General features: G+C 27.2%; 10 protein-coding genes. 4 read left to right on the top strand and 6 right to left on the bottom strand.

Features of this window, described 5'->3' with window-relative positions:
* Positions 1-18: 18 nt before the first annotated feature.
* Complete coding sequence (locus tag AALI31_RS07515; protein ID WP_489885911.1) at positions 19-1,578, bottom strand: LTA synthase family protein; 1,560 nt, start codon at positions 1,576-1,578, stop codon at positions 19-21.
* A gap of 645 nt (positions 1,579-2,223) precedes the next feature.
* Here AALI31_RS07515 and AALI31_RS07510 point away from each other — a divergent pair.
* Positions 2,224-2,439, top strand: a complete 216-nt coding sequence (locus tag AALI31_RS07510; RefSeq protein ID WP_489885910.1) for a (2Fe-2S)-binding protein — start codon at positions 2,224-2,226, stop codon at positions 2,437-2,439.
* A gap of 15 nt (positions 2,440-2,454) precedes the next feature.
* Here AALI31_RS07510 and AALI31_RS07505 read toward each other — a convergent pair whose 3' ends face one another.
* The 4 genes from AALI31_RS07505 to mnmL form a co-directional block, all read right to left on the bottom strand.
* Positions 2,455-3,282: an energy-coupling factor transporter transmembrane component T family protein gene (locus AALI31_RS07505; RefSeq protein ID WP_489885909.1), complete on the bottom strand. Its 828-nt coding sequence runs from the start codon at positions 3,280-3,282 to the stop codon at positions 2,455-2,457.
* Entirely contained in the window at positions 3,283-4,974 is a 1,692-nt protein-coding gene (locus tag AALI31_RS07500; protein ID WP_489885908.1) for an ABC transporter ATP-binding protein, read from the bottom strand.
* A gap of 30 nt (positions 4,975-5,004) precedes the next feature.
* Complete coding sequence (locus AALI31_RS07495; protein WP_489885971.1) at positions 5,005-5,541, bottom strand: ECF-type riboflavin transporter substrate-binding protein; 537 nt, start codon at positions 5,539-5,541, stop codon at positions 5,005-5,007.
* A gap of 89 nt (positions 5,542-5,630) precedes the next feature.
* On the bottom strand, positions 5,631-6,563 hold the full coding sequence (gene mnmL, locus AALI31_RS07490) for a tRNA modification radical SAM protein MnmL/YtqA (protein WP_489885907.1): 933 nt from the start codon (positions 6,561-6,563) through the stop codon (positions 5,631-5,633).
* 104 nt (positions 6,564-6,667) lie between these two features.
* Here mnmL and AALI31_RS07485 point away from each other — a divergent pair, with 104 nt between their 5' ends.
* Entirely contained in the window at positions 6,668-7,726 is a 1,059-nt protein-coding gene (locus tag AALI31_RS07485; RefSeq protein ID WP_489885906.1) for a YkvI family membrane protein, read from the top strand.
* A gap of 27 nt (positions 7,727-7,753) precedes the next feature.
* On the opposite strand, the gene AALI31_RS07480 is transcribed toward AALI31_RS07485, so the two are convergent.
* Positions 7,754-9,604: a glutamine synthetase gene (locus tag AALI31_RS07480; RefSeq protein WP_489885905.1), complete on the bottom strand. Its 1,851-nt coding sequence runs from the start codon at positions 9,602-9,604 to the stop codon at positions 7,754-7,756.
* Between the two features lie 732 nt (positions 9,605-10,336).
* Here AALI31_RS07480 and murI point away from each other — a divergent pair.
* Positions 10,337-11,131 carry a glutamate racemase gene (murI, locus tag AALI31_RS07475; protein WP_489885904.1) on the top strand — a complete coding sequence of 265 codons (795 nt, stop codon included), beginning with the start codon at positions 10,337-10,339 and terminating at the stop codon, positions 11,129-11,131.
* A 1-nt stretch (position 11,132) separates the two neighbouring features.
* Positions 11,133-11,501 carry a DUF3783 domain-containing protein gene (locus tag AALI31_RS07470; protein ID WP_489885903.1) on the top strand — a complete coding sequence of 123 codons (369 nt, stop codon included), beginning with the start codon at positions 11,133-11,135 and terminating at the stop codon, positions 11,499-11,501.
* Positions 11,502-11,546 lie beyond the last annotated feature (45 nt).

Raw genomic sequence — 11,546 nt, 5'->3', positions numbered from 1 at the left:
AAAATTTAACCCTTCCTTTTAACCTTTGAATTCGAAGTAATTGCCTGAATTTAAAGGTGAATTTTTGTTGGAAAATGTGATTAATTTTACCATATCATTTGGTTGAAGCACGTAGTTTGATAAATTTAAACATGTACTTGATATATACTCGAGATTTCTTAAATCTTTGTTTATAAGCACTTTTAAATTCGGATTAAAATTCTGACCCAATATGTATATTGTATCATCATCAATTATTATATCATCTATTATTGGAGGATTATTTCCTATTTTAATATTACCATTTTTATAAGGAAAAGTATTATTATGATACATATTTTTATATTTAATATCCATCAATAATTGATTTTCATATTCGTGTATATTTTCATTATTTGTAAAAGTAGTTCTAAACTTGTGATATATGGTGGTACTTAAATCTAAAGAATCTAAAATACTACCAATAAATTCATAAGAATGTAAAAATTTTTTATCTAAATCTATTATTTTGGATTTATCTGATGTTACTACTAAATATGGAGTCTTGAATAAATCACTCTCATTATCTATGGTCTTATAAAATGTACTAAATTGATTACCTAGGGATGGCAGATGATCGCCATAAAATATTAAAATGTAGTCTTCATCGATTTTATCCAAGCTAGTTATTAGATCGATTATAAATTTATCTGTATGTTTTATTATGTTCACATAGTTTTCTAATTCTTTCTTCTCACTTTCGGTTAATATGGAACTTTCTACCCTTATATCTCCATCTATTTCTACTTTGTAAGGACCATGAGCCTCTACGGTTACACCAAATATAAAATCTTTTTCCTTAGTGGATAAAATTTTAGAAATAATTTCATTAATTATAATTTCGTCTTTATACCAAAAATTGTTATTTAAAGACCTATCTGATATAGTTTCTAACGGTATAAACGTGTCAAAACCCAAGTTTGCATAAGCATTGATTCTGTTATAAAAATTTGAAAAGTAATTATGTATTGTAGTTGTTGAGTATCCATAGTTTTTTAAAATATTTGCAAAGCTTTCTACAGAATTATGATTAAGTAAATTTAAATAAGGCATTTTTGAAAATAAATTCCTAATATTTATTCCAGTTAATATTTCAAATTCCGTCTGTGTCGTTCCACCACCAACTACAGGAACAATGATTTCACCATGAGAGTTATTTTCACTCAACATACGAAGGTTTTTAAGAGGATCTTCTGAAAATTTAACTCCATTGAGTTTTAATGGATCGAACATAGACTCTAATTGAATCAAAATTATATTATCACTAAAAGTGGTACTAGTATTACTTTCAATACCGTTGAGCAATGTTTTAATCTCAGAAATCTTATTAATATCATATCCAAAATTATTAATACCAGATATAAAACTGTCTGTATATTGATAAAACGAATAAATAAATCCATTTTTATAATAAGTGTTCACTAAATCAAAATCACTTATTGTACTGGTTATATAATTTCCAAATCTAAACAAACAATCATTTGATACAAAAAATGCAACTAGAAACAGTAAAGCAGAACACAAATTCAAATATTTATTTTTAAATATTGATATAGACATTTTAATATTATTAAAAAATTTAATTGTAATAGCCAATGTGAGAATAATACAGAAAAACAGTAAGAAAAAGTTAATTATAAAATGTTTGTTTAAGTACTTAATACCCACTTCAGTTGCTTCACCAATCAAAGTGAAATCTTCAATTACTAAAGGGGTCTGTCTAAAAAAAGTAGTAGCATTACTTATAATTGCCAGTATACACCAGTAACTATAATGAACAACACAAAATATTATAGGCTTATTAAATACAAAAACGTATATACTTGAAAATATAGAAAACACGATCAAATAGAAGAGGGTAAATAGGTTTGTTGACAACAAAGATTCTATAAATTCTAAAATATTTGGCTTATGTATTAGCTCTATTGATGTAGAAAAAAACAAACACAGTAATAAGTATGATAAAAGGTAATTTCTATAAACAGAGCTATTCTCTATTTGATCAATCATCAACATCTATACCTCTAAAATATAAAGCATTCTTCAAAAATAAGGCTAAGGATATTATACATTGAAATGTATGTTAAATAAAGAAAAATATATTGCTTTTTGAAATATAAAAATGTATCATCAATGAGTATATCGATGAATTTGTTTTACTTAGAACAATCTCATATTTGTAAAATTTTGGAGGTGACTTTCTTAATGGGTAAAGATGAAACTATAAGTGACAGGATGATGAAGGTGTGTCTTTGTAAAGGAGTAACTAAGTATACTATTAAGGAGTGTATAAAAGAAGGGGCACGTACAGTAGATGATGTAAGAAAAAATACGGGTGCTTCTGGAGGAGCTTGTAAAGGTCGAAGGTGTTTGGATAAAATTAATGAAATTATTAATGAGTACGATAAAGGGGAGAATTAAATTCTTCCCTTTACTTTATAAAAATGGATTAAAGAATCTACCGTTATTTATAAACAAAAATATTATTGAGATCAGCATGATAAAAACAAATATTGTAATTGATATTATATCTTGTAGTTTAAAATTTTTATATGTATACCACGTTCTTTTCTTAGAGTATCCGAACGCTCTAAGCTCCATAGCACACGAGATCTTTTCTATTTTGTCGATACTTGAAAAAATTATGGGAATCAAGATCAAAATTGAATTTTTAATTTTTTTGTGTATTCGTTCATTTTTGGATAAATCAATTCCTCTAGCTTGTTTTGACAAAGATATGTTTTTGTAGTCACTCATTACATCAGGTATGTATCTAAGTGATAATGATACCGCATACGATATTTTGTAGCTTACACCTATTTTGTTCAGCGAAGACGCAAACTCACTTGGATTTGTTGTAAGCACAAATATCAAAGCCAAAGGTATAACGCTAAAGTATTTGAGAGTTATATTTAATTGATAGAACAATTGTTCCAGAGTGATTGAATATGGACCAAATACATGAAGTAAGATAGTCTTGGAGCCATAAATTTCATTTCCTATATCCGGCGAAAAAATGTATATGAATATATTGTTTAAGAGTAAAAAAAACATTATGAGTAAAATCGCAAAAGACACATCTTTCAATTTTAATTTTGCTACCTTAAATAAATACAATCCAAATAGTATCATTAACATTAATATTCTTGTATCGTAAGTCATTATGGTGGATATACACCATAAAGTAAAACAAAGTAATTTAGTTGCTCCAGTTAAATTATGTATAAACGACTCTTTTTTAATATACCCAAGTACTAATTTCATCTATTTTCTCAGACTCCTGTCATAGCTTATAATTTTATTTATAAAATATTTGTCATCTATATTAAGAGTTTTACCTAGTTCGTGTAACGAAGTTTGTTTTAAATTTGATTCTTTTACAATTTCTGCATTTGATAATATATTTAAAGGAATATCATCTCCTATTTTAATTCCATCGCACATCACGATACACCTATCTGCATATTCCATTAATAAATACATGTCATGAGTTATGATGACTACAGTTATACCATTAAGGGTCAAACTCTTAATGAACTCCATGATTTGGATGTAATTTTTAAAATCTTGACCAGCGGTCGGTTCATCTAAAATTATTATTTTTGGATTCATTACTAGAATCGATGAGATAGTAACTCGTCTTTTTTGTCCAAAGCTAAGTGCAGATATCGGCCAATTTCTAAACTCATACACACCACATATTTTCATAATATGACTCACGCGATTGGTTATATCGTTACGACTTAATTTCAAATTTTTCAATGCAAATGCAACTTCGTCAAAAACAGTTGTATGACTTATCATTTGATTTGGATTTTGCATCACATATCCTATTATCTTTGAACGATCATATATAGCGTAGTTACTAATATCTTTTCCCTTGAATATGAAACTTCCAGATGAACTTTTAATAAAACCACACATGAGTTTGGAAATTGTTGACTTACCAGCCCCATTTTTTCCAACAATGCACAAAATCTCACCATCAAATAAGTCAAATGACACATTATTTACGACTTTTTTATTTTCATCATATGAGAAACTTATATTTTCACATCTTAAAATTGGGGGTTTAGTGATCGGTTTTGGGAGAGGAGATTCTATACTTTTACAAAAATTATTTACGGATTCACTGATGAACTTAAAGTCTGGATCGTTGGAGTAAAGATAATCCTTAATGTTTATTCCGCAGTATTTTAGTGCACTTACATACAATGGTTCTCTTATACCATAATTTTTTAAAATATTAGCACATAGTAACTCGCTTGAAGTTCCATTAAACACTATCTCCCCATCATCGAGTAAAATTATTCTATCCAGATCCAATTTTAGTATTTCCTCAAGTCTATGTTCAACCACTATTAATGTTTTATTTCCTTTAGAAATTCTGCTCATTAGATTAATTATATCTTCTGATGATTTTGGATCTAAATTAGCAAGGGGTTCGTCAAACAACAATATATCAACGTCATCGATTATTACTCCACCCAATGTTACTTTCTGCTTTTGCCCACCAGATAGATTTTGAGGATTGTAATTTAAGAAACGTTCCATTTCCACAATCTTTGAGGTTTCTAAAACTTTTTTATGCATAACTTTTTGGTCTATACACAAGTTCTCAAGCTTAAAAGCTATATCTTCCGCTGATGTTAAACCTATAAACTGATTATCAGGATCTTGAAGTATTGTACCCACAGATTTTGAAATTTCAAAAATTGATAAATCGCATACTTTTTTACCATTAATTTCTAAATAGCCTTCTATCTGTCCGCTGTAAAAAAACGGAACTATACCGTTTATGGAACTACACAAAGTGCTTTTTCCACATCCAGATGCACCAAGAATCAGCACCCTTTCCCCTTCATAAATATCTAGGTTAATATTTTTAAGAGTGTAATCCCTTTGTGAATTGTACCTGAAGCTAAAATTCCTAAATTTAACTACACTTTTTTTCATTTCAAACAAGCACCTCTAAGCTAGGTATTTTTAAAATTCTTTATACAGACTACCTTCTTTTATTTTAGATTTGGAATATATGATTAGAAAAATTGTACCGACTGTGGACACTGTAAAAATGTTTGATATAGAAGCAAAAATACCTTGTATAAACACCTTATTTAGCGGTTCAGGGTAAATTAACACGTCTAGAGTTGGGGCTAATACCATCCAAGATATAACATTTGCTATAATTTGAAGAAGATTAAATTTCAAAATTTCAAGCTTATTAAATTTATTAAGTTTAATAAATTTTGATCCTATACCAATTATAAAACCGATTATTGACGAAGCTATTATCCAGCTAAACCAAGGAGTTCCGAAAAATAACATGTCCTTGAGAGTATGACCAACAAAGCCTATCAGCAACCCAGAATAGGGACCGTATATTAGAGACATTAATGCTAAAAACGCATACGAGATTTCAAGATTTGTATTTGGAATTCCAGTAGGTATGGAACCAAACCTCCCTAGAATTAAGAAAACGGAGGAACCGATACCTATTGCAACTACATTTCTAACAGACATAACAGAAGAATTTTTCAATTACCATTCCTCCAAATTAAAAAATATTTCTATAAGGAAAGTATACACAATGGACTGTGTTAAATCAATATTTATGGGTAATCATGAAAAAATTTGCCCTGGTATATGTTATTTTCAAATAAATATTTATGAATTGAATTTAACAATTCCCATTTTTTAATACTCCATAATGGTTCGATAATATCTTCTCTTTTTGCATCTCCGGTAATTCTATGTATCACAATGTTTGGATTAGTTATGGATAAAGCTTCTCCTAAAATCTCTATATAACTTTCTCTAGACAGAGTGTATATAGATTTACATTTTAGATATTCGTTATAGAGTTTTGTATTTTTTATTATGTAAAGCAAATGATACTTGATACCCTGTATATCCAGAAGATTAATAAATTTAACTGTATTCATCATTTGATCTTTTGTCTCGTAAGGTAGACCAAATATTACGTGAGCTACTACATTTATGTTGTTCTTTCGCAATTTTTCGACTGAGTATTTAAAACACTCCGAGTCATGACCTCTGTTTATTAATTTTCCTGTGATATCATTTGATGTTTGAAGACCAAGCTCTACGTTTAAGAATGTTTTGTCATTATATTGAACTAAAAGATCTATGATTTCATCACATAGACAATCAGGTCTTGTTGCTATTGACAATCCAACTACTCCTTTTTGATTCAGAGCTTCATCGTACAATTTTTTTAAGTATTTAACTGGACCGTAAGTGTTTGTGTAAGCTTGAAAATACGCAATATATTTTTTTGATTTCCACTTTTTATTCATCATTGTTTTTTGTTCATTAAACTGTTCATTTATAGATTTTAACCTATTACCAGAAAATTCACCTGATCCTCTTGAACTACAAAAAGTGCATCCTCCAAATGATATGGTTCCATCCCTATTTGGACAAGTAAATCCACCATCTAAACTTATTTTCATAACTTTTTCTTTAAATTTTTGTTTTAAGAAATAATCAAGAGAGTAGTAAGGTTTATCACCCCAAATCATAAGATCAATCTCTCCTTTACAAAATTTTAAAAATCAATAGAATCATATTCTACCATAGAAAAAAATAAAAATTAAATATCATAAAAAATAAAAAGGTGAGAGGTTTGGGTGTTCAATTTATAAATACATTTAGAATAGCATGTATATTTATAGGTACCATTGTGGGAGCAGGACTTGCATCAGGAAAAGAAATCTACCAATTTTTTTCTGTATATGGGTTAAAGAGTTTTTTAGGACTCATAATGTGTTTTGTAATATATGTAGTAATTGGAAATATGATTTGCAATATTTCACATAAGAAAAATTTATCTTCCTATAGCGAACTCATAAATGAAGTTTGTCCTAAATTTCCAGCTAGAATATTAAATATTTTTACGAGTTTATATTATCTATTTTCGTCATCTATAATTTTTGCAGCTAGTGGATCTATAATAAATGAATTTTTTTCGATTCATAAATTTTATGGTATTTTTTTTATGGTGATTGCTACAGTATTAATTTTAAAATTTAGTATGAAAGGATTGTTTTGGGTTAATGCAATAACCGTTCCAGTAATGATATTTGTTATACTTATAATGTTTATATTATCTGAAGTATTTTTTTCACCCATTAATATACAGGTATCATTTGCTGAAACTTTAAACAATGGGATAAGTATTCACAATAATATAGTTTTATCGAGTATGTTATATAGTGGATTTAATCTTTTAAGTGCATCTGGAATTTTAGCACCTTTAGCTATTGAAAATAAAAAGAATAGTTTTAGGAATGGGATAATTGTGGGTGCTTTTTTTTTAATTCTAATAAGTATTATAATTAATTATATGATCTTAAATAATATGCCTTATATTTCACGATACGATATACCACTTTTGTATATAGGAAGAATATTTGGTAAAGTATTTCAATTAATTATACTGATTTTGATATGGTGTGAAATGTTGTCAACAGAAATTTCGAGTACTTATTCTTTAGCTAGGAGTTTATCTCAAAGGATTAATTGTACATTTTCAAGAGCACTATTCATAATTTTGTGTATAGCTATACCCATATCTGTATTTGGATTTTCAAAACTTATATCTATAATTTATCCAATATTTGGATTTTTAAGTTTTATATTTTTATTCTACATAATCAAGTATGGATTTAAAAAACAGCCTTAGCAAATATTCGCTAAGACTGTTTTAATTTTACATGGAGTGTATATTTTTGAATACATTTAATACATTTTCAATCTCCAAATGTGTTTTTGAAACATTTTTGAAATCTTTATCTTTGATAAAGAGCTTAATTTTAGAATAAAGGCTCAAATTCTTAAATGTATCTACAAATAATTTAAATTTTAATTCGTTTAACATTATGAGAATCATAGAAGATAATCTTGTATCATTATTGTAGTTATTAATAATTATTTCTACATTGTTTCTGTATTTTTGCAATATTCTATGCTCTATTTCCATTAGATATTTGTTCATTGAAGATTGTTTAAAACTATTTATTATATCTAGAGTGAATACTTGACTTTCAGTTAATATAGAACAATTACAATCATTTAAAGTCTCTAAGTTTTCATACACTGTTTTTGGACTTTTATGAAAAAATTTATCTCTATTTTCATCGTTATATTTTTCAAATACGTTCTCTTCACTCCTATATATCTTAAATTTTTCTAAATATTCTGATTCCTCACCATAATCTTTAGATAGTTCTTTTAATAAGAATTCTTCATTTTTGTTTATTGAAAATTTTATACCATCTATTGAACAAACGTTTATGGAAGCTAATGTTAGGTAAATATTAGTTTTAGGATTTGGAGATCTTAACTCAAATCTTGTAGAATATGGATTTTTTAAATCACGTATTAGTGCAATTAATATAGATCTATTCCTAGATGGAATATCTTTTGAAACACCTAAGGATGCAACTGTACAAACTGGTGCTTCAAATCCTGGTTTTAGCCTATTTAATGAATCAATAGTATTAGATACGAATGGGCTTATAACATCATAATTTTTAAGTATCCCCATAAGAACTCCATAACCAATTGAACTCATAAACTCATTTTTATTGTTATGAAATAGGTTTATATTTTTACCATTTTTAAGTTTTAAAAATACACTAAAGTGAAGATGAGCTCCGTTACCAGATACGTCCTCTATAGGTTTAGCGTCAAATATTGTATCGAGACCATGACTTCTAAAAACTTCCTTTATTATGCTTTTAACTATCAAAATATTGTCACAAGCTTGAAGAATAGTTGAATATTTCCAATCTATCTCTAATTGTTCAAGTATATGATATTTACCCAATGCGTCAATTTTTGATTTTATTCCTCCGACTTCTTTGTGACCCATCTCAGGTTCTAAACCGTAGTTTTTAATCATTGTAAGAGATTCTTCAAGGGCTGTTCTTACGATTCCTTTGGTTACATTCCAATACTGTTCATGTAAATATTGGGAAGTTGTTAAATCCTCAATGTTTACCAATTCTTCTGGAGTTTTAACCCAAAATTCTAACTCAGTAGCCACATTAATAACTATATCTTTTATATCGTTGTAATTTATGTTATTTAAAACATGAGGATTATTTTTTATAAGATTTAGGAGTTGGTTTTTAAAAAATATTACAGATCTGTTTAATATAGATCTTGAATCTATATATTTATTGTTGTGTACTAAAAAACTTGGAATTTTTAAAGTACCAGTAGGTTTATAAAGTTTGGTATCCATGTTTTTGAAATTATAGTCCACAAACCAATTGCAGTTCTTGTCTACTATGATATCAACTTTTGCGTTATTAAGTGTTGCAATTCCCGTCAATATAACAGATGATCCGTCAGTTTGTACTGCACATCCATTCAAAAATAAATCTATATCGTTTATAAATATGTTTATGGGTATTTTTTCATCTGTATCATTTCCATCTAAATCTATACCTACTAGCGATACAAATTTAATTTCGGGATGTTTCTTGAATAAATCTAACAAATACTCCTTAGATATATACTCTTTTTTTATTGTGTATATTAAATCACTAGGCATACATTTTAATATACAAAATACATTTAAGTATTTTATATTTTCCCCTTTCTATTTATTATTCAAATATTAACTTGAGTTTAGTTGTATATTGAAATCATATTGTGTAATTAAGCTTAGAATTAAATATCGAAATTTAGATTATTACATCTGCTTTAAGTAAAAATAGAAAATTTGTACTAGGGTATGAGTTGATATATTAAGAAAATTTTCCCAACTTTTTACTTAATGTGAGATATTTAAAAATTACGTACGAACTTTTGAATAGTTCTGATGTTTATTTAGATATTACATGAGTATAGGTTTGTAAAATATAAAAAATATTGTAATGACTTAACCTTTTGTATAAGATTTTATAGTTTGTGTTTTTAATATTAGTACTTATATTCTTGACTAATTGTTAAATATACATCATGATATGGTTTGAGAATTTCATTTACATGGATTAGCAACTAAAATCAAGTACATAATATTATAATACTTAAATTTTTTAGTAATAGCATTACATTATTTTTTTATGATCAGATATGTTTTGAAAGTTAAATTATGTTCTTCATAAATGAAGGTCGAAAATACATCAAAGTAATTTTTGATTTTACTAAAAACATTAGTATTTAAATCGAATTATGAGAGTTTTATGTATTGGTAGTTTTTTATTTATAGAAAGTCACCTAGGGGTGTGGAATCATGGTATAATTAAATTCACTTAATTGTCGATTTGGAGAGGATTATAATATGGTTTTAAAAAACAAAAATATTGGTTTTCTTGACTCAGGTATTGGGGGAATTGCTGTTTTAAAAAATGCTATAAGACTTCTAAAAAATGAGATATTCATATACTTTGGAGATTCCAAAAATTTACCATATGGAAGTAAAACTCAGATTGAGGTAACTAAATTGTGTGTAAATATATGTGATTTTTTAATATATGAAAACAACTGTAAGGCAATTGTTTTAGCTTGTAACACGGCTAGTAGTGCTGCAGTTAATGCATTGAGGCAAATATATGAACCTGATATCCCTATAATAGCTATGGAGCCTGCAATAAAGCCTGCAGTAGCGTATATAAAAAATAACAAATTGAGTGGACGGATACTCGTATTGGCTACTCCATTTACTATAAATGGAGATAAGTTTAAAAAACTAATAGATTTTTACAAAAATATTGAAATTAATTATGTAGCGCTTAAAGATTTAGCACACATGATTGAGGAAGGTATGCATAGAGATGAGATATATGAGTATCTATATGAAGAATTAGCTAAATTTTATAATGTATTTGATTGTGTTGTCCTTGGGTGCACACATTATTTTTTTGTTCAGGATGTGTTAAAAGAAATTCTTGGAAATAATATAAAAACTTTTGACGGTATATATGGCACCAGTATGGAACTTAAGCGAAGACTTAATATTATGGGAATGATGAATGAAGTGTCTTTAAAGGATAGAAAAATGGTACACATATATAATTCACTAGATGATAGCAAGATTGCTAGATGTTATGATTTACTGGACCTGGAGGAAAATTAGATTGAAAAGGTTTATTATTTATGGTTTTACATTAGATGAGGTTTCAAGTATGAAAAAACTTGTTAGTTTTGTGAGTAGGAGCATAGAGTACATAACAATACAAAATAACGATTTCGAAGTACAACTCGAGGAAGTCGTAAGAAATAGGAAATTTAAAATTGATTCTGATTTTGATTTTGATGAAAAAGTTATAATCTTTGATGGAATACTATTAAAAGAGCTAAACATTTATTATAAAATTTTGAAACTTAAACTTAGTAAAAAAATAATATTTGCTAAGACTACAGAGAGCTCATTAAAAATGAGAATAAAGGATTTATTTAATGAATTTAAAATGGAAAGAAAATTTTTAAAGAAAAATAATAAGTAACATAATTTTAGTTTATGAATAAATTCTTAATTATATAATATTTTT

It is taken from the genome of Anisomitus miae (SeqCode), from assembly GCF_054906395.1.
This window is presented reverse-complemented; position numbering and strand designations above follow the sequence as displayed.